This is a genomic window from Pseudolabrys sp. Root1462, from assembly GCF_001426945.1.
In the GTDB taxonomy this organism is placed as follows: Bacteria; Pseudomonadota; Alphaproteobacteria; order Rhizobiales; family Xanthobacteraceae; genus Pseudolabrys.
Genome location: NZ_LMFS01000001.1, coordinates 3185868 through 3203370, shown reverse-complemented (window position 1 = coordinate 3203370; position 17503 = coordinate 3185868). Strand labels below are relative to the sequence as shown.

The window sequence follows — 17503 nt, the reverse complement described above, 5'->3', positions numbered from 1 at the left end:
CCCGTCCCGGCCACCGCTCCCCGCCCCAGCATCTGGAGACGCTGATCAGACACCCCTCGCAGTTGGGGCGGGATGGATGGGAATATAGGTCTAGGCCTATCGGAGAGTCAATAGTCCTAGGAATATGTTATGCGTCAACGGCCGATCTGATTGTCGACCCCCAGGGCAAGGATCCATACGTCGTGCCCTTATCGGTGGCGCAGAGCCTATGGGTCCCCGCCTGCGCGGGGACGACGTCATCGCATCTCTGCTTCCCACCCACCTCACAAACGCGTGTGCGGGTCCGAACCGGGACGGCGCGGCGGCGTTTTCAGAGGGAACAACACAGCGGACGGAACAATCCCATGCGCAAATCACCGGTTATCCTGTTCGGCCTTACGGTTGCCGCTGCGGTGGTGGCCGGCGGCGTCGCCCATGCCCAGCAACCGATCGACGACGGCGCCAAGGTTGGCGTCGGCATGATCTGCAACAGCCCGGCCCAGGCGGCGCGCTTCGTCGAATTGCGCTCGCAAGGCCGCGAGGCGCAGGCCGCGATGGATGCGGTGAACAACGAAGCACACGATCCGCAAGCCTGCGGCCTCGCCGCGATCGCCTTCACCAAGGGCCAGACGCTGGAACTGAAGCCGGTCGCCAACAAGCTGGTTCAGGTCGTGCGCGTCAACATTCTTGCCGGCTTCGACGGCAACGCCTGGCAGCAGGTCAGCGCCATGACGCAATATGCGGTGATGGAAGGCGAGGGCGAGTCGATCTGACGTCGGTGGCTCGACGGCCTCTCTCTCTCTTGATGCACCGACCGGTTCGCGGACGCCTACTTGGCGTCGGCGCGATGCGACGCCTGCGTCTTAAGCGCCGTGCCGAACACATGGTCCCACAGGCCGGTGGTGACGCCGAAATTTCCACTATGCGATAGATGATGGTGGCGGGCGTGGCGCAGCCGCGCGCGGTAAAGATAAGAATTCCGGCGGGGGCGCCAGTGGTGGCTGGCGTAATGAACAAACACGTACCACAAATAACCGGTCACGAGCCCGGCCGTCGCCGCGACTCCCAGGTCGAACCCGAACACCGCACATAACGGACCGGCAAACAGGATCAGGCCGATCGGTACGCTGGCCCAACCCGGTGTGCCGATGAGATCCTGCGGGAAATCATGATGAAGGTCGTGGATGCGCGACAGGATCGGCGCGTGATGAAACACGGCGCGATGCAGCAGATATTCGATCAAAGTCCAGGCGACGAGCCCGGCGACATAGAAGCCCGCCATCCTGAAGGGTTGCATCGGCGTCGAACTGCGAAATGCGAGCAGCATCGCAAAGACGAGCAATGGCGGAAAAAGTAAAAACTCGGAAAAATAGCCAAGGCGGCTCATTTTCATAACGGCACCTCAGGCACAATATGCCCGGCGATCAAGCGTAGCTCTCGCGCTCATCGCCTACAAGACGCCCTTGAAAGGATATCAGCGTTTCAATCTTGCTTAAATTGTGTTCCGGATCGGCCGGCGGCGTATGGATGTCGTGTGTTTCCGCAATATCGGCCGCGTCCCCCCGACGTGGCCAATCCTGCCGCCACGCCACCAAGGAACGGCGTTATCTGCGCTTCTTGTTCGCCCTGAAGCCGCCGCGCTGGCCCGGCTTGCCCATCGTCGAACGCGGGCCTTCGCCTTTCTTGGCCGGGATCGATTCAATGCCGGGACCCATCTCGTCGAGGTTGGGTTTGCGCGGCCCATCCTTGCGCGCGCCGTCGCGCGCCGGCTTGAACTCGTGCCAGGTCGCGATGCCCATTTCGTCGAGCACCGGCTTGTGCGGGCGGGACAGCGGATCGGCCTTCGCCGCGGCCTTTTCGTTTGCCTTGGCGGCTGCCTTGTTGTGACGGCGCAGCTTCGGGTCCTGCGTGATCATCACATTGCGCACGGTCGGGTTGTCGACCACCGCCAGTTCGGTCTGGCGCAGGCGCTTGAGTTCATCGCGCAACCGCGCGGCTTCCTCGAAGTCGAGATCGGCGGCGGCTTCCCGCATGCGGGTTTCGAGATCGGCCAGCACCGTTTCGAAGTTGTGGCCGATGGTGGCGGCATCGGCGAACTCGCCTTCGCCGCCGACGCCCTTGCCGCCGGTCGAAATCAGTACGTGGTCGCGCTCGTAGACCGAGTCGAGAATGTCGGCGATGCCCTTCTTGACGCTCTCCGGCGTGATGCCGTTGGCGGTGTTGTATTCGACCTGCTTCTGACGGCGGCGCGTGGTTTCGTCCATGGCGCGCTGCATCGAGCCGGTGACCTGATCGGCGTAGAGAATGACCTTGCCGTCGACATTGCGCGCGGCGCGGCCGATGGTCTGCACCAGCGACGTTTCGCTGCGCAGGAAGCCTTCCTTGTCGGCATCGAGAATGGCGACAAGCGCGCATTCGGGAATGTCGAGGCCTTCGCGCAGCAGGTTGATGCCGACCAGCGCGTCGAAGGCGCCAAGTCTCAAGTCACGGATGATCTCGATGCGCTCCAGCGTATCGATGTCCGAGTGCATGTAACGCACGCGGATGCCCTGCTCATGCAGATATTCGGTGAGGTCCTCGGCCATGCGCTTGGTCAGCACCGTAATCAGCGTGCGGTAGCCGTTGCGCGAGACTTCGCGCACCTCGCCGACGAGATCGTCGACCTGGGTGCGCGCCGGGCGCACTTCGACCGGCGGGTCGATCAGGCCGGTCGGGCGAATGACCTGCTCGACGAACACGCCACCGCTTTCGTTCAGCTCCCAGGCCGCCGGCGTCGCCGACACCGCGACGGTCTGCGGCCGCATCGCGTCCCATTCCTCGAAGCGCAGCGGGCGATTGTCCATGGCCGAGGGCAGGCGGAAGCCGTATTCGGCCAAGGTCGCCTTGCGCCGGAAGTCGCCTTTGAACATGGCGCCGATCTGCGGCACGGTAACGTGCGACTCGTCGGCGAAGATCAACGCGTTGTCCGGGACGTATTCGAACAAGGTCGGCGGCGGCTCACCGGGCTGGCGGCCGGTGAGATAACGCGAATAGTTCTCGATGCCGGCGCAGGAGCCGGTGGCCTCCATCATTTCGAGGTCATAGCGCGTGCGCTGTTCGAGGCGCTGCGCTTCCAGCAGACGCCCGGCGCTGTTCAGTTGATCGAGGCGCATCTTCAGTTCGCGCTTGATGCCGTCCATCGCCTGGATCAGCGTCGGCCGCGGCGTCACATAATGCGAGTTGGCGTAGATCTTGACGAATTCCAGCTCGTCGGTCTTCTGACCGGTGAGCGGATCCATCTCCTCGATCTTCTCGATCTCGTCGCCGAACAGATGCACGCGCCAGGCGCGGTCTTCATAATGCGCCGGGAAGATGTCGATGGTGTCGCCGCGGACGCGGAACGAGCCGCGGAAAAAATCGCCCTGGGTGCGCTTGTATTGCAGCGCGATCAGGTCGGCGAGTAACTGGCGCTGCTCGACCTTGCCGCCCTGCTTGANGACGATGACGACATCGTCGCGCTCGAGCAGCGCGCGAGTTGCCGAATGGCGCATGCGGTCGATCTGCTCGTTGATCGAGGATTCCTTCTCGATATAGGTGTCGGTGCGCGGAACGTAGGCTTCCGGCTGGTAGTAGTCGTAATACGAGACGAAGTACTCGACCGCGTTGTCGGGAAAGAACGACTTGAACTCGCCGTAGAGCTGCGCGGCCAAAGTCTTGTTCGGCGCCAGGATCAGCGCCGGGCGCTGCGTCTCCTCGATCACCTTGGCCATGGTGAAGGTCTTGCCCGAGCCGGTGACGCCGAGCAGCACCTGGGTGCGGTCGTGGCGCTTGACGCCCTCGACCAGTTCCTTGATCGCCTGCGGCTGGTCGCCCTTGGGCTCGAACGGCGACTTGATGACGAAAGGTACGCCGCCTTCGGACTTCTCCGGGCGCGGCGGCCGGTGCGGCGTCCACACTTCGCCGGCCGTCGCGAATTCCGGCCGGCCTTCACGCAGCAGGCGCTCCAGCGAGTCGGCGGTGGCGGCGACGCCCATCGACGACAGGCCGCCCGGTCCGGTCGGCAGGTCGGCCTTGGGCAGGCGATATTTGCTCAGTTCGCCGCCCGCCGGCTTCTTGCCTTCCACTCCAGGGGACGGCGAGGTCGGCGCGCCTTCCGGCGACGAGGCGCCGGCATCGTCCGCGACTAATCCGAGCTCGGCCGCCAACTGCGGATCGAGCCCGGTGATCGGCGACGCGCTGTAGTCCGCCTGCCGCGCTTCCTCGAAACCCTGCGTCGATTTCCGCGCACGATACTCGGCGGCATTACCGGCGCGGCGGTCCCAGGAATTGTCCGGCGGCGGCTGCAACCCGGAGTTCTGCCCGGTGCCGGACCCCATGCCGGCGGTGCCCTTGTTGAGCGCCGGATTGAGGATGTCGGCGAGCGCCTCGGGAACTCGCGGCGAGTCCGGACGATTGGCCTTCGATCGCGTCGGTTTCGCCGGATCTTTGCCGGGTTTTTTAGGGGGTGATTTCGCCATGAGTCGAATATGGGTGGAGTCGGTGGAGGAGGAAAGGGCGCGGCGGCGGACTAATGCGCCCCGATATCGCGGATAACGGTCAGGAATTGTCAGTGGTCGTAAGGAAATTGCTCACGACTCCGTGCCAGAAATGATCTTCCGCGCCGCCTCTTGGTTGAGAATCAATTATACTCGCTTGTGGATAGCCATGACTGACGTGCTCGCCTCTTCCGCCGCCGCGATCGCCGCCGATGCCGGAATCTTCGAACTGGCGCCGGTGCCGCTGTGGCTGGAAGACTACAGCGGGGTCAAGGCGCTGCTCGAGGGCTGGCGCCGCGCCGGGGTCGTGTCGCTGCGCGAGCATCTCGCCGGCCATCCGGACCGGGTCAAGGAATGCGCCAGCCGCATCCGGCTGCTGCAGGTCAACCGCCGCACGCTCGACCTGTTCGGTGCGCGCGATCTGGAACATCTCACCGCCAATCTCGATCAGGTGTTCCGCGGCGACATGCTGACGACGCACATCGAGGAACTGGTCCAGCTCTGGGAAGGCCAGTGCAGCTTCGCCAGCAACGCCGTGAACTACACGCTCGGCGGCGAACGGCTCGATATCCAGCTCAAGGCGACGATCCTGCCCGGCCATGAAGACACCTGGTCGCGCGTGCTGATCTCGACCGAGGACGTCACCGATCGCGAGGACGCCCGCCGCCTGCTGGCCGGCAGCGAGAACTATGCCCGCGGCCTGTTCGCGCATTCGCCGGTGTCGCTGTGGGTCGAGGACTTTTCCGGCGTCAAGCGGCTGATCGACGAAGTCCGCCACCAAGGCATCACCGATCTGCGCGTCTTCACCGACGTGCACGAGGAATTCGTGCATCGCTGCATCAGCGAAATCCGCATCATCGACGTCAACCAGCACACGCTCGGCCTGTTCGGCGCGCCCGACAAGGCGACGCTGCTGCGCAGCCTGCCGGTCGTCATGCGCGACGAGATGGGGCCGTGTTTCCGCGAGCAGCTCATCGACCTGTGGAACGGCAAGCTGTTCCAGCAGCGCGAGGTGGTGAATTACACGCTCGACGGCACCAAGCTGAACCTGCTGCTGCAGTTCTCGATCTTCCCCGGCCGCGAGCACGACTGGTCGCTGGTGCAGATCGCGCTCACCGACATCACCGCGCGCAAGAAGGCCGAGGCCTATCTCGAATATCTCGGCAGCCACGACGCGCTCACCAAGCTGTGCAACCGCTCGTTCTTCGCCGACGAGCTCAACCGTCTCGAGCGCAAGGGACCGCTGCCGGTCACCATCATCATGGCCGATCTCAACGGCCTCAAGTCGGCCAATGACGAGCTCGGCCACGCCGCCGGCGATCAGCTGCTGCGCCGCGCCGGCGAGGTGCTCAATTCTATCGTCGATCAGCCGGCGCGCGCCGCGCGCATCGGCGGCGACGAGTTCGCCGTGATCCTGCCGGGCGTCGAAATCGCCGAAGGCAAGGCGATGATGAAGGTGATCAACGATCTCATCGTCATCAACAACGAGTTCTACACCGACCTGCCGCTGTCGCTGTCGATGGGTATTGCCACCAGCGAACCGGGCGAGCGCCTGGAGTCCGTGGTCAAGCGCGCCGACCTCGCGATGCTGGAAGCCAAGCGCGAACACTACGCGCAGGCGGAATACGAGCGGCGCCGCACGCAAGCGGTGGGGTAAGGGCGGCGGATTGATCCACCGCAAAGTCGGCACCGGGGCGGCATGACATCCTGCTTTTGCAGGAGATACCGCTCGAGGTGCACCCATGACCGACCAAGCTCAGACCGACGATCTTGCCGCGCAGCTACGACGGCTGCAGGCCGATCTCGATGCCATCAAGGAAACGTTGAAGCAGGCCGGCAAGCGCGAGGCGCACTCGGCCATGCATGATGCGAAATCCGCGATGTCGAACGCCGAGGCCTATGTCCGCGCCAATCCGAACGCCGTGATTGCCGGCGCGGTCGGCGTCGGCGTATTGCTCGGGTTGTTGCTGCGGAGGCATTGATGATCGCGGTCATCGTCGATGCGGTCGCAGCCGAGTTTGGCCGCGTCCTGCGCCGCCTGACGCTGCGCGCCCTTCTGACACTGATCGCCTTCGCGCTGCTGCTCGCCGCCTTCGTGAGCGGGCTCGCGCTGCTGTTCGTTTATCTTGAGACCGCGTTCGGCACCATGACCACGCTGGCCGTCATCACCGGCGGCAATGCGCTGCTGGCTGCGATCCTGCTGGCCGTTGCCTTCCGCGCCTCGCACCGGCAGGCGCCCCGGCCGCAAAAAGTGGCGGAAACCGAAGCCGACGAGGTGCGCGCGACCATTGCGTCCACCGAAGGCGCGATCAAAGAAGCCGCGGCTGCCCTGAGTGAAGGCTCGCATGAACACATGGTGCAGGCGGTGACCACGGCGATCGTTGCCGGCATCGTGCTCGGGCGCAGGCTCTAGGTTCGCCCGCCGCCTTTACTCCGCCGCCTCCTGGCCGCTGGCGTCGAGGAAGCCGCCGGACTGGTGCCGCCACAGGCCGGCGTAATGGCCGCCCGTGCGCAGCAGTTCGTCGTGCGTGCCTTCTTCGACGATGCAGCCGTGATCGAGCACGATCAGCCGGTCCATCTGCGCGATGGTCGAAAGCCGGTGGGCAATCGCAATCACGGTCTTGCCGCGCATCAGCACGCCGAGGCTGGACTGGATCGCGCTCTCGACTTCGCTGTCGAGTGCCGAAGTCGCTTCGTCGAGGATCAGTACCGGCGCGTCCTTGAGGATGACGCGAGCAATGGCGATGCGCTGGCGCTGGCCGCCGGACAGCTTGACGCCGCGCTCGCCGACATGCGCGTCGTAGCCGCGGCGGCCCTTCCAGTCCTCCAGCGTCTCGATGAACTCGTCGGCATGGGCCATCTGCGCCGCGGCGCGGATCTCCTCTTCAGTGGCGTCCGGCCGGCCGTAGCGGATGTTGTCGCGGATGGAGCGGTGCAGCAGCGAGGTGTCCTGCGTCACCACCGAAATCTGGGTGCGCAGGCTCTCCTGCGTCACCGTGGCGATGTCCTGGCCGTCGATCAGGATGCGACCGCCCTCGAGATCGAAGAAGCGCAGCAGCAGGTTGACCAAAGTCGATTTGCCGGCGCCGGAGCGGCCGACCAGACCGATCTTCTCGCCGGCCTTGACGTGCAGATTGAGGCCCTCGATCAGGCCGGCTTCGCGGCCGTAACCGAAGCGGATGTTGTCGAAAGCGATGTCGCCGCGCGAGATCTCGATCTCGCGCGCATTCTCGTCGTCGGCCAGCGCGATCGGCTGGGCGATGGTCATCATACCTTCCTGCACGACGCCGATGTTCTCGAAGATGCCGGTGATCTGCCACGCCACCCAGCCGGAGGCCGAGACGATCTGCATCGTCATCGGCAGCGCCATGGCGACGACGCCGACGGTGACGTGACCCTGCTGCCACAGCACGACGGCGAACCCGCCGGTCAGCGTGATCAGCAGCGCGTTCAACGTCGACAACGTCATCGCGAACTTGGTGTTGAGCCGCAGTTGCGTGTGGAAGCGGCCGGTGTGCATGTCCACCGCCTCGCGCACATAGGCGTCCTCGTCGCGGGCGCGCGCGAACAGCTTGACGGTGACGATGTTGGTGTAGGTGTCGACGATGCGCCCGGTGAGCAGCGAGCGCGTCTCCGACATCACCTTGGAGCCGTCGCGCATGCGCGGCACGAAGTAACGCAGCATGGCGATGTAGCCGGCGAACCACAGCAGCACTGGCACCGCCAGCCACAGATTGGCCGAGGCCAGCAGCAGGATGGCACTGGTGCCGTAGATCAGGATGAACCACACCGCGGTGAGCAGCGACACCAGGCTCTCGCGGATCGCCGGGCCGGTCTGCATGACGCGCGTGGCGATGCGGCCGGCAAAATCGTTCTGGAAGAAGGCCCAGGATTGCCGGGCCACGTGCCAGTGGTTCTGCCAGCGGATGCGGTTCGAGACGTTGGCGGCGATCGCCTGGTTCATGACGAGGTGCTGCGTCGTGAACACCAGCGGCCGCACGAGGACCAGCACCGCGGCCATGCCGGCGAGCATCATCCAGTGCTCGGCGAACACGGTCGCCGGATCGGACTTCGACACCAGCGTGACGACCCGGCCGATGAACACCGGGATCAGGATGTCAAGCAGCGCCACGGCGAAGCCGATGGCGAACAGCGCGATGAACAGCGCCTTGGCCTGGCGGACGAAGTACCAATAGAACGCGATCAGCCCGGGCGGCGGCTCCTGCTCGCCAGTCGGGGCTGTCGGGGTCAGGATCTTTTCAAAACGGGCGAACATCGGCCGAGCTCAGTGCGCAAAGGACCGTCGTGCCGGAACGGCACGCGGACCCCGCTAGCGATGGGAATCCGAGGTCTTTAGGAGCGCTTCGTGACCGCACCGTGGCGGTGATCCACAGCTTAACCTAGCGCAATGCGCCAGTTATTAAGGCATGGTGGAAGGGACCGGTCCAGCCTTGTCACCGGCTGAACCGGGGGCAATGGTGGTGGCGAAATCGACACCGAACAAGGCCACTATGAAGAAAGTCCAGCCCGGCTCGAACGCGAAGGCAAAAGCCGAAGGGGCGGCCGACGAGCGCGGCACGCAAGGCCGCCTCATGTTGGGCACGCTGGAGAAGTCCTTGCGCGTCCTGAGCGCGTTCGACAAGCATCAGCCGAACCTCGGACTGCTCAAGATCGCGGCGGCCGCCAACATCGATGTCAGTTCGGCCCAGCGGATCGTTCACACGCTGACCCAGCTCGGATATCTGGACAAGAACAAGGATACGAAGCAGTACTCGGTCACGGTCAAATGCCTGAGCATCGGCCTTCATTTCCTGAGCACCAATTCTCTCATCGACAAGGCCAATCCCTATCTCGTTCATCTCAGCCAGGAGACCGACGAGACCATCAATCTGACGATGCTGGATGACGTGGACGTGGTCATCGTTGCGCGCGTCCTGAGCCGCCACATCCTGAATACGAGCGCGGTGATTGGCACACGGATGCCGGCGTTTTGTACCGCCCCGGGGATTGCCATTTTGTCGAAACTTCCGGAGGCGGACGCGGCCAAGATCCTGGACCGCTCCGATTTGCGTGCCTACACCAAGCGAACGGTCACCGATCGACGCCAGATCATGGCCAAGATCAGGAAGGCGGCGCGCGACGGTTACGCCACGGCGTTCGAAGAGTTCATGCAGAACGATGCCTCGATCGCCGCCGCCATCGTCGATGCCGAAGGCATGCCGCAGGGTGCGGTGAATATCGCTGCGCCCTATGCCACGTTGAAGGACGCGGACACCGTCAGGTTTTCGGCCCTGGTGACCCGTGCGGCGGCGGCGATGTCCGGCTAAAGATGAACATCGCGTCGTGCTGTGGCCGACTAGTGGATGGTGAATATCGGCTCGCCGAGGACGTCAAGGATAGGCTGCACGCCGAGACCGGCACCGGCCACGTTGCCGAGATAGTGGCCGTCGACGATTTCCGGCCCGCCAATCGCCGTTGCAAACGCCGTTTTGACGGTTGCGAATGTCGTACAGAGCAGAATGTTTTGCGGCGTCGAGTGAGCGAGCTGGGCGACAGCAGCCGCGGTGATATCGGTGCACGCGGTATCTTCGATGCAAGTCCGCACGCCGTTCTGGACGCAGAGATCGCGGATCGCGCGTGACCGGGTGAGCCCTCCGAATTTCGAGAGCTTGATGTTGATGCAGTCCATGGCCCCGTCGGCTATCGCGCGCTGCAAGGCCTGCATGGAATCGATCGACTCGTCGAGAACGAAGGGCGTCTTGAACCGGCGCCTGAGACTGAGGCATTCCTCGTAGGTGCGGCAGGGTTGCTCGATATACACATCGAGATGTTCGATCGCCCGCATGACGCGCGCCGCTTCGCTCAGTGTCCAGCCGCCATTGGCGTCGGCAACGATCGTGGCCTTGCCGCCGACCTCGTCGACGGCGTTCTGGATGCGAATGATGTCGGTTTCCGCATCCGCGCCGATCTTCAGCTGAAAATGGCGATAGCCCTGGCTGCTGAATTTGCGGATCCAGCCAACCATGACCTCGGGTGTGTCATGCGTGATTGAACGATAGGCCTTGATCCTGGTGCCGAAGCGTCCGCCGAGCAATTTGACGACCGGGAGACCTGCGGTTTTTCCAAACAGGTCCCAGCACGCGATATCGAGCGCCGTCTTGACGTAAGGATGACCTTTGAGCGAGTCGTCCATGACGTGATTGATGCAATCAATCTCCGTCGGATCGCAGCCGATGAGCGCCGGCGCGAGTTCCTTGATCCCGGTTCGGGCGCCTTCCGGGTAGGAGGGCAGGTAATTGGCGCCGAGCGGGGTAATTTCGCCCCAGCCTTGAAGACCGTCCCGTGTTTCGACGCAGATGATCGTGGTGTCGAACGCGTCGAGGCTGCGGCCGCCCGACATCGTGTAGGTGCCATCCTTGATGGGCACGTTCACCTTGTAGGCGGTGATTTTCTTGATGGGGTCGCTCAATAAGCACCTATCGGTATGCGCTAATGATATGTGCATACTACTATCTGGTGCCGCGAAGTGTCAAAGCCTTGCCGGGGTCCGGCGGGCCCGCTTCGTGTCCACCGTCGCGACCGGCAAATGCGCCTGCGCCGGCCCAGCCACAGCAGGCCGGGCCGGCACGGCGGGCGCGACTTACTGCGGCGGCGTGTTCAGTTCGGTGAAGAAGCCGTCGATCTGCTTCAACCGGCCATCGGCGGTCACCACGGCGACGTCGATGCCCTTGACGAAGACCGGGCCGTCCTGCGGTCCGAGCTGCCAATTGAACAGCGCGCGGTCGTGGTGCGCGTTCACCTCGCTGGTGCGCGTGAACCTGTAGCCCGGATATTTGGCGTGCACGGCGCCGACCATGGCGTCGATGCCGTCGTGGCCGTCGCCGGCCAGCACCGGGTCGAGATAGCGTGCGTCGGCGGCGAAGGTGAGCGCGATCAAAGCCTGGCGCCGGTTGGCGTCGGTCTCGTTCCACAGCGCAATGTAGCGATCGACGAGGGCGGTGAGGGCGGCGGTGTCGGGGCTGGTGGTCATGGTGTGAACTCCTCGGTTGCGGCCCGGCCTCGCGCCGGGTGTGCGATCTTTGTGCGGGAGAGGATGGCGCCGGTCGATTACCTCGGAGGTCATGGAACCGCCGCAGCGCGCTGGCTAGAATTTCGCCATGACAAACATCGACACACCGCAGCGCGACGTCGGCACGCATATCCGCGAATGGCGGCAGCGCCGCCGTATGACCCAGCTCGATCTCGCGCTCGAAGCCGAGATTTCGGCGCGGCACCTGAGTTTTGTCGAGACCGGCAAGGCGCAGCCGTCGCGCGACATGGTGCTCAATCTGTGCGACCGGCTCGACGTGCCCTTGCGGGAGCGCAACACGCTGCTGCTGGCGGCGGGCTTTGCGCCGGTGTTCCCGCAGCGGCCGCTGAGCGATCCGGCGGTGAAGCATGCGCGCGCGGCGATCGAACTGGTGCTCAAGGGCCACGAGCCTTATCCGGCGCTGGCCATTGACCGGCATTGGACCATGGTCAGCGCCAACCGCGCGCTGGCGCCGCTGCTTGACGGCGTTGCTCCGCATCTTCTCGCGCCGCCGGTCAATGTGTTGCGGCTCAGCCTGCATCCGCAAGGCCTCGCGCCGCGCATTGCCAATCTGCCGGAATGGCGCACCCACATTTTCGAGCGGCTGCGCCATCAGATCGGCGTCACCGGCGATGAGCAGCTTGCGGCGCTGCTGGCGGAGCTGAAAGCCTATCCGGCCGGCGTCAGCCGGACCCAGCCGGTGCCGGACCGCTACGGCGGCTTCGTCGTGCCGCTGCAATTGCGGACGCCGGGCGGGTTGCTGTCGTTCTTCTCGACCACCACCGTGCTCGGCACGCCGGTCGATGTGACGCTGTCGGAGCTGGCGATCGAGTCGTTCTTTCCGGCCGACGATGCCACCGCTCAGGCGATGCGGGCGATGGCAGAGGCGTCTGCACGAGACTAGCGCGGGGTTCCCGAGCTGTTTGTTACGGCATTTTAATATCGCCGGTCAGCGGCCGTTCATCATCGGCGCCGCAAACTCGCCGGAGTTTCATCGGATGACGATGACGCAGCGGCAAGACGGTGAACGGCACCATGGCGCTCGACCCCAAATCGCAGGCAGCAACGGCGCTGCATCGCTTCGGCCTGGCGCCGAAGCCCGGCGGGCTCGACGCTTTCGGCAGCGACCCGCGCGGCGCGCTGATCGCCGACCTGAGCCGGCCCGATGCGGGACAGATCCGCAACGACGACCTGATGACATCGGCGGAAGCGCTGCGCGCCGCCTACGATTTCCGTCAGGAGAAGAAGGCGGCGCGGCTCGCCCGCCGCGCCGAGGAAGAGCAGGATCGCGCCGCGCGCAACGAGATGGCCAAAGCGTCCGCGAAGGCAGCCGACAGCAAGCCCGACATGCAGGCGCAAAACGCCGCGCCGGCTGCGCCGCCGAACAACGACAAGCCGAAGCAGCAGCCCGGCGTGCCGCAACAGATATTCCTTGACGAAGCGCGGGTCCGCCTCGACGCCGCGCTGAACGCCGATGTCGGCTTTGCCGAGCGGCTGGTCTGGTTCTGGTCCAACCATTTCTGCATCTCCGCCGACAAGGGCGTGACGCGGCCGGTGTGCGGATCGTTCGAGCGCGAGGCGATCCGCCCGCACATCGCCGGCAAGTTCGTCGACATGCTGCTCGCGGTCGAACAGCATCCGGCGATGCTGATGTATCTCGACAACGCCGCCTCGATCGGGCCGAACTCGTTTGCCGGTCAGCGCCGCGGCAAGGGCCTTAACGAAAATCTCGCCCGCGAGATCATGGAACTGCATACGCTCGGCGTGCGCACCGGCTATTCGCAGGCCGACGTCACCAGTTTCGCCAAGGTGATCACCGGCTGGACCTACGGGCCGCCGCGGCTCGACAATGCGAAGAGCGGCCAGTTCATCTTCAACGAGCGCATGCACGAGCCCGGCCCGCAGCATGTCATTGATCGCAACTACGATCAGGCCGGCGTAGCGCAGGGCGAAGCGGTGCTGCGGCGGCTGGCCGCGCATCCAGCGACGGCGCAGCATATCGCGCTGAAGCTGGCGCGGCATTTCGTGGCGGACGAGCCGCCGCCCTCGCTGGTCGAGCGGCTGCGCAAGCGTTTCGCCGACACCGGCGGCGACCTGAAGGAAGTATCGGTCGCGCTGGTGACCGCGCCCGAAGCCTGGGATGCACCGCGGACCAAGCTGCGCAAGCCGAACGAGTGGATGGTGTCGTCGATGCGCGCGACCGGCATTTTCCCGTCCGACGTGCGGCCGCTGGTCAACGCCAACACGCTGCTCGGTGAGCCGTTGTGGCGGCCGCCGGCGCCGAACGGCTTCTCCGACATGAACGATGCCTGGACCGACGGGCTGGCCTCGCGCCTCGACATCGCCAACCGCTTTGCCCGGCAGATCGGCGAGATGATCGATCCGGAGACCGTGGCCGAGCAGAGCTTCGGCCCGCTGCTGTCGCGCGATACGCAAGAGACGCTGGCGCGCGCCGAAAGCCGGGCACAGGCGGTGGCGCTGCTGCTGATGGCGCCGGAATTCCAACGCAGGTGAATGGCATGAGCACCGACAATCGCTTCTCACCGCATCTGGCGACACGCCGCGAATTGATGCTCGGCGCCGGCGCGCTATTCGCCTGGGCCTATATGCCGAAACTGGCCCAGGCCGAAGGCCGCGATCCGCGGCTGCTGGTCGTCATCCTGCGCGGCGCGCTCGATGGCCTCGCCGCGGTGGCGCCGGTCGGCGATCCTGACTGGGTGCGGCTGCGCGGCGACAAGGGTCTGCGCGCCGACGGCGAATTCGCGGCGCTGCCGCTCGATAATTTCTTCGCGCTCAATCCGGCGATGCCGAATTTCCACCGGCTTTATCAGGCCAAGCAGGCGGCGGTCGTGCACGCCGTCGCGACGCCGTATCGCGAACGATCGCATTTCGACGGCCAGGACGTGCTGGAGAGCGGCATCGTCACGCCGGGCGGCAGCGACAGTGGCTGGCTCAACCGCGCCTGGTCGGTGCTGCAGCCGGCCGACCGCGTCGCGGCGCGGCAGGCTTTTGCCGTCGGGCCGATCACGCCCCTGGTGGCGCGCGGCAAGGCGCCGGTGATGTCATGGACGCCATCGAAATTGCCGCCGGCGAGCAACGACACCATGAGCCGGCTGATCGATCTTTATCGCCACACCGATCCGGCGCTGGCCAAGGCGCTGGAAGAGCGCGGCGCACTGGCCGCGATCGCGCAGGGCGACATGAACGGCATGTCACCGAAGAAGATCGCGGCGACGCCCGGCGTGCCGGGTGCGGCGGTGCGAGCCTATTTTGCCGAAGCGGCCGGCGCCGCGGCGAAATTCATGGCGCGGCCGGAAGGCCCGCGCGTCGGTGCGCTGGCCTTCGACGGCTGGGATACGCACGCCAACGAAGGCGCCGATCACGGCCGGCTGTCGGCGCTGCTCGGTGCGCTCGACGGCGCGTTCGGCGCGATGGAGAGCAACATGGGCGGCGCCTGGAAGGAGACCGTCGTGGTGGTGGCCACCGAATTCGGCCGCACCGCGCGGATCAACGGCACCGACGGCACCGACCATGGCACCGCGACGGTGGCGCTGCTCGCCGGCGGCGCGCTGAAAGGCGGCCGCGTCATCGCCGACTGGCCGGGGTTGAGCGAGCAGGCGCTGTATCAGGCGCGCGATTTGAAGCCGACCACGGATTTACGCGCCGTGCTCAAGGGCCTGCTGCGCGACCATCTGCGCGCCGACGAGAAAGCGCTGGCGCGCGACGTGTTCCCCGGCAGCGAAGTGGTCAAGCCGATGGATGGGTTGGTTGCTTAGCGACGATCAATCTTCAGATCAGCCCTTACACGGCTGGCCTTGCACGCGCACGTCCTTCACAAGTGGCGCGATGCGTGCAGCAGTGGTGCGGCTGAGGGTCGACAGGTCGAGATAGCCGCGCTCATAGGTTTCGGACACCAGCCGCGCGATGCGGCGGTCGTCTGTGGTCGACCATTGCGCCGTGATGTAGTCGCGGCCTTCCTTGCCCCAACGCTTGGAATAGCTCTCGATCTGATTGCCGCTCTGTCCGAAATAATAGTCAAGCGCTCGTGCAAGCTGCTGGCGTCCCGCGTCGGTGCAGAAGGTGCTCCATGCCATTTCGAGGTTCTTCATGGTCGACTTGCGGGTGCTTTCGCGGCTTCGTTGGTGAATGTTTTCGTTTGCATTGTTCGGCGGCACGCCGTCGCCCAAAGCTTCTTGCGGCAGGTTCTTCGAGCCGCGCGCCAAGTCAGCCTGCACCGCATGGAAGGTCGGGATGCTGTCGGAGGGTTCAAGTGGCCGAACACCGGGTATGCCGGGCTGACTCATATTCCAGATCAGCAGCAGGCCGAGGATGACGAAGCCCGGAATAATGTAGGTCTTGATGACGTCCATGATGCGCCTATTTGTTCGTCGCGCATGCGTTGTGCAGCGTCTCGGTTTCGTTCAGCATTTTGCGCACCGCCGGCGGCGCGAACGACGAGGGAAAATCGGCCGCGATCAGCACGCCGTTCTGCACCTGGTTTTGCATGGCCGCCAGCACGCGGCCGCGAACCGATTGCAGGGCCTGGATTTCGCCGGGCTGGGCGGCATAAGTCGCCGGCGGCTGAGCGGCGATCGTGTCTGACTGGCGGATGAAGATGCTGCCGGCTTCGACCGCGAGGGCGCGGTTGTCGATGTCGCACAGGCGGAATGTGTTCTGATGATAGACGCAGTCGGCGACGTCGCCCCACATCTGCGCCAGCTCGATGACCGCGTGTTCGCGTGGCGTGCCGGGCTCTCGCGTGACGCGGTCGCGTGGGTCGCCTTTCAGCGCGGTCAGCAGGATGTCAGGCGTTACTTCGATGCTCTCATCGACACCGACCATGTTCTTGGTCACGCATAGCGGCAACGCCGGTGCGGTGGACGAACGTCCGATGCGCGTGCCGGAGAAATCGATGCTGTTATGCGCGAGTTTGAGTTCGGCCATCAGCAGCGGCATCACGGGCGAGCGGACGAGACTGACGACAACGTAAGCGGAGTGGCGACAACGCCGATGACAATGCCAATGACGAGAGGACGCATCTTGCCGGTCTCCGCCGGCTTAGCCGGCCGGCGCGAGCCTTGCGGATGAAAGCCCCGTTTGCCGAATTCGCCGGTAGGCGTCATTATGAGCGCTCCACCGGAATTTTGACGGCGACCCAAGGCCGCGATTTGTCGCACTGATCGGGCGCGTCGGAATATTTGTCGAGGGCGCCTTTAAGCAATTCCGGCGCGCTCCAGCCGAAGTCGGATTTACGCAGACGGCCATATTTGATGTGCATCTCGAGCGCGCTCATGATGGCGCGGTTATTGGCGGCATCCCACAAATCCCGAACGATTTTTTCCTCGCCGCCGCCGTAGCGCTTGGCGATCTCGAGCATTGCGTCGCGTTTGGCGAAATACTTGCCGATATAATCGACCACATAGGCGCGGTTGTCGGGCTCGCAGACGGCGTTCTGCTGGGTCACGACATAGCAATGCAGCGCCGCGGTCATGTCGACCATGCGGTCGAAGTCGCGCCAGGCGATGCGGTGCTGCCCATAAGGCAGCGTCGGATTATCGCGATCGCGTTTCGGAAAATTGAGCGCGGCGTAGCAGGCCGGGCGCACTTTGGCCTCGCGCCAGCTTCCCAGCCGACCGTTCGGCCAGTGCAGACTGACGGTTTCGCCGGCGACCAGATAATTAATACAGGTGGAGCCGACGATGACCCCGGCAACCACGAACATGCCGCGCGACAAGAAGCCCATGGAGCCGCCCCCGATGCAGAGGCCCATTTAGCCGCGGCGGCATTGCCGGAAGCCTTAACAACCGGCGGGGTCGCGGGGTTGCGGTGAGAAAAGCCTTAGCGGATTTGCTCGAATTTTAGGGGAGGCTTGTGCCTGAAACCCCTGCAGCACCTCAGCCACGTGCTCGACGTCCGGCGGCGAAGCGAAGCGGTGGCCGAG

Annotated in this window: 16 protein-coding genes and 1 pseudogene; 8 read left to right on the top strand and 9 right to left on the bottom strand. The window is 64.8% G+C overall.

The features are described from left to right. Positions 1-344 precede the first annotated feature (344 nt). Positions 345-752: a hypothetical protein gene (locus tag ASD45_RS15500; protein ID WP_056912304.1), complete on the top strand. Its 408-nt coding sequence runs from the start codon at positions 345-347 to the stop codon at positions 750-752. A 56-nt stretch (positions 753-808) separates the two neighbouring features. Here the strand turns inward: ASD45_RS15500 and ASD45_RS15495 are convergent, their stop codons facing one another. The 3 genes and pseudogenes from ASD45_RS15495 to ASD45_RS24050 form a co-directional block, all read right to left on the bottom strand. Next, positions 809-1372, bottom strand: a complete 564-nt coding sequence (locus ASD45_RS15495) for a sterol desaturase family protein (protein WP_056912303.1) — start codon at positions 1370-1372, stop codon at positions 809-811. 211 nt (positions 1373-1583) lie between these two features. Then, a pseudogene (gene uvrB, locus ASD45_RS24055) lies at positions 1584-3454 on the bottom strand (excinuclease ABC subunit UvrB); the annotation flags it as partial. A 1-nt stretch (position 3455) separates the two neighbouring features. Further along, on the bottom strand, positions 3456-4475 hold a 1020-nt coding region (locus ASD45_RS24050), incomplete at its 3' end, for a DEAD/DEAH box helicase family protein (protein ID WP_244485398.1). A 187-nt stretch (positions 4476-4662) separates the two neighbouring features. On the opposite strand from ASD45_RS24050, the gene ASD45_RS15485 reads away from it, so the two are divergent. From ASD45_RS15485 to ASD45_RS15475, 3 genes are all read left to right on the top strand, one after another. Then, entirely contained in the window at positions 4663-6150 is a 1488-nt protein-coding gene (locus tag ASD45_RS15485; RefSeq protein WP_056912302.1) for a sensor domain-containing diguanylate cyclase, read from the top strand. Between the two features lie 85 nt (positions 6151-6235). Further along, positions 6236-6475 carry a DUF883 family protein gene (locus tag ASD45_RS15480; RefSeq protein ID WP_056912301.1) on the top strand — a complete coding sequence of 80 codons (240 nt, stop codon included), beginning with the start codon at positions 6236-6238 and terminating at the stop codon, positions 6473-6475. After that, positions 6475-6906, top strand: a complete 432-nt coding sequence (locus ASD45_RS15475) for a hypothetical protein (RefSeq protein WP_056912300.1) — start codon at positions 6475-6477, stop codon at positions 6904-6906. The genes ASD45_RS15480 and ASD45_RS15475 overlap by 1 nt, the downstream gene beginning before the upstream one ends. 15 nt (positions 6907-6921) lie before the next feature. Here the strand turns inward: ASD45_RS15475 and ASD45_RS15470 are convergent, their stop codons facing one another. Then, positions 6922-8769, bottom strand: a complete 1848-nt coding sequence (locus ASD45_RS15470; RefSeq protein WP_056912299.1) for an ABC transporter ATP-binding protein — start codon at positions 8767-8769, stop codon at positions 6922-6924. A 205-nt stretch (positions 8770-8974) separates the two neighbouring features. On the opposite strand from ASD45_RS15470, the gene ASD45_RS15465 reads away from it, so the two are divergent. Next, entirely contained in the window at positions 8975-9820 is an 846-nt protein-coding gene (locus ASD45_RS15465; RefSeq protein WP_162249439.1) for an IclR family transcriptional regulator, read from the top strand. Positions 9821-9849: 29 nt separating this feature from the next. Here the strand turns inward: ASD45_RS15465 and ASD45_RS15460 are convergent, their stop codons facing one another. After that, positions 9850-10962, bottom strand: a complete 1113-nt coding sequence (locus tag ASD45_RS15460) for a mandelate racemase/muconate lactonizing enzyme family protein (protein WP_162249438.1) — start codon at positions 10960-10962, stop codon at positions 9850-9852. 171 nt (positions 10963-11133) lie between these two features. Beyond that, positions 11134-11523 carry a nuclear transport factor 2 family protein gene (locus ASD45_RS15455; protein WP_056912296.1) on the bottom strand — a complete coding sequence of 130 codons (390 nt, stop codon included), beginning with the start codon at positions 11521-11523 and terminating at the stop codon, positions 11134-11136. Positions 11524-11650: 127 nt separating this feature from the next. Here ASD45_RS15455 and ASD45_RS15450 point away from each other — a divergent pair, with 127 nt between their 5' ends. From ASD45_RS15450 to ASD45_RS15440, 3 genes are all read left to right on the top strand, one after another. Then, positions 11651-12466: a helix-turn-helix transcriptional regulator gene (locus tag ASD45_RS15450; protein ID WP_056912295.1), complete on the top strand. Its 816-nt coding sequence runs from the start codon at positions 11651-11653 to the stop codon at positions 12464-12466. A 131-nt stretch (positions 12467-12597) separates the two neighbouring features. Continuing rightward, positions 12598-14076, top strand: a complete 1479-nt coding sequence (locus ASD45_RS15445; protein ID WP_056912294.1) for a DUF1800 family protein — start codon at positions 12598-12600, stop codon at positions 14074-14076. 5 nt (positions 14077-14081) lie between these two features. Beyond that, entirely contained in the window at positions 14082-15338 is a 1257-nt protein-coding gene (locus ASD45_RS15440; RefSeq protein ID WP_056912293.1) for a DUF1501 domain-containing protein, read from the top strand. Positions 15339-15356: 18 nt separating this feature from the next. Here ASD45_RS15440 and ASD45_RS15435 read toward each other — a convergent pair whose 3' ends face one another. The 3 genes from ASD45_RS15435 to ASD45_RS15425 form a co-directional block, all read right to left on the bottom strand. Beyond that, the gene (locus ASD45_RS15435; RefSeq protein ID WP_056912292.1) at positions 15357-15932 is read right to left on the bottom strand and encodes a hypothetical protein; all 576 of its coding nucleotides are present in this window, start codon (positions 15930-15932) and stop codon (positions 15357-15359) included. A gap of 7 nt (positions 15933-15939) precedes the next feature. Next, positions 15940-16506 (bottom strand): hypothetical protein, encoded by a 567-nt coding sequence (locus tag ASD45_RS15430; protein ID WP_156380882.1) that lies wholly within the window; start codon positions 16504-16506, stop codon positions 15940-15942. A 178-nt stretch (positions 16507-16684) separates the two neighbouring features. Then, a complete protein-coding gene (locus ASD45_RS15425) occupies positions 16685-17305 on the bottom strand; it encodes a hypothetical protein (protein ID WP_156380881.1) in 621 nt (206 codons plus the stop codon). Positions 17306-17503 lie beyond the last annotated feature (198 nt).

Excerpts from the sequence above, each read along its gene's own strand:
- ASD45_RS15500 (WP_056912304.1), top strand. The coding sequence starts at position 345 with ATGCGCAAATCACCGGTTATCCTGTTCGGCCTTACGGTTGCCGCTGCG.
- ASD45_RS15495 (WP_056912303.1), bottom strand. The coding sequence starts at position 1,372 with ATGAAAATGAGCCGCCTTGGCTATTTTTCCGAGTTTTTACTTTTTCCG.
- ASD45_RS15485 (WP_056912302.1), top strand. The coding sequence starts at position 4,663 with ATGACTGACGTGCTCGCCTCTTCCGCCGCCGCGATCGCCGCCGATGCC.
- ASD45_RS15480 (WP_056912301.1), top strand. The coding sequence starts at position 6,236 with ATGACCGACCAAGCTCAGACCGACGATCTTGCCGCGCAGCTACGACGG.
- ASD45_RS15475 (WP_056912300.1), top strand. The coding sequence starts at position 6,475 with ATGATCGCGGTCATCGTCGATGCGGTCGCAGCCGAGTTTGGCCGCGTC.
- ASD45_RS15470 (WP_056912299.1), bottom strand. The coding sequence starts at position 8,769 with ATGTTCGCCCGTTTTGAAAAGATCCTGACCCCGACAGCCCCGACTGGC.
- ASD45_RS15455 (WP_056912296.1), bottom strand. The coding sequence starts at position 11,523 with ATGACCACCAGCCCCGACACCGCCGCCCTCACCGCCCTCGTCGATCGC.
- ASD45_RS15450 (WP_056912295.1), top strand. The coding sequence starts at position 11,651 with ATGACAAACATCGACACACCGCAGCGCGACGTCGGCACGCATATCCGC.
- ASD45_RS15445 (WP_056912294.1), top strand. The coding sequence starts at position 12,598 with ATGGCGCTCGACCCCAAATCGCAGGCAGCAACGGCGCTGCATCGCTTC.
- ASD45_RS15440 (WP_056912293.1), top strand. The coding sequence starts at position 14,082 with ATGAGCACCGACAATCGCTTCTCACCGCATCTGGCGACACGCCGCGAA.
- ASD45_RS15435 (WP_056912292.1), bottom strand. The coding sequence starts at position 15,932 with ATGGACGTCATCAAGACCTACATTATTCCGGGCTTCGTCATCCTCGGC.
- ASD45_RS15430 (WP_156380882.1), bottom strand. The coding sequence starts at position 16,506 with ATGGCCGAACTCAAACTCGCGCATAACAGCATCGATTTCTCCGGCACG.
- ASD45_RS15425 (WP_156380881.1), bottom strand. The coding sequence starts at position 17,305 with ATGGGCTTCTTGTCGCGCGGCATGTTCGTGGTTGCCGGGGTCATCGTC.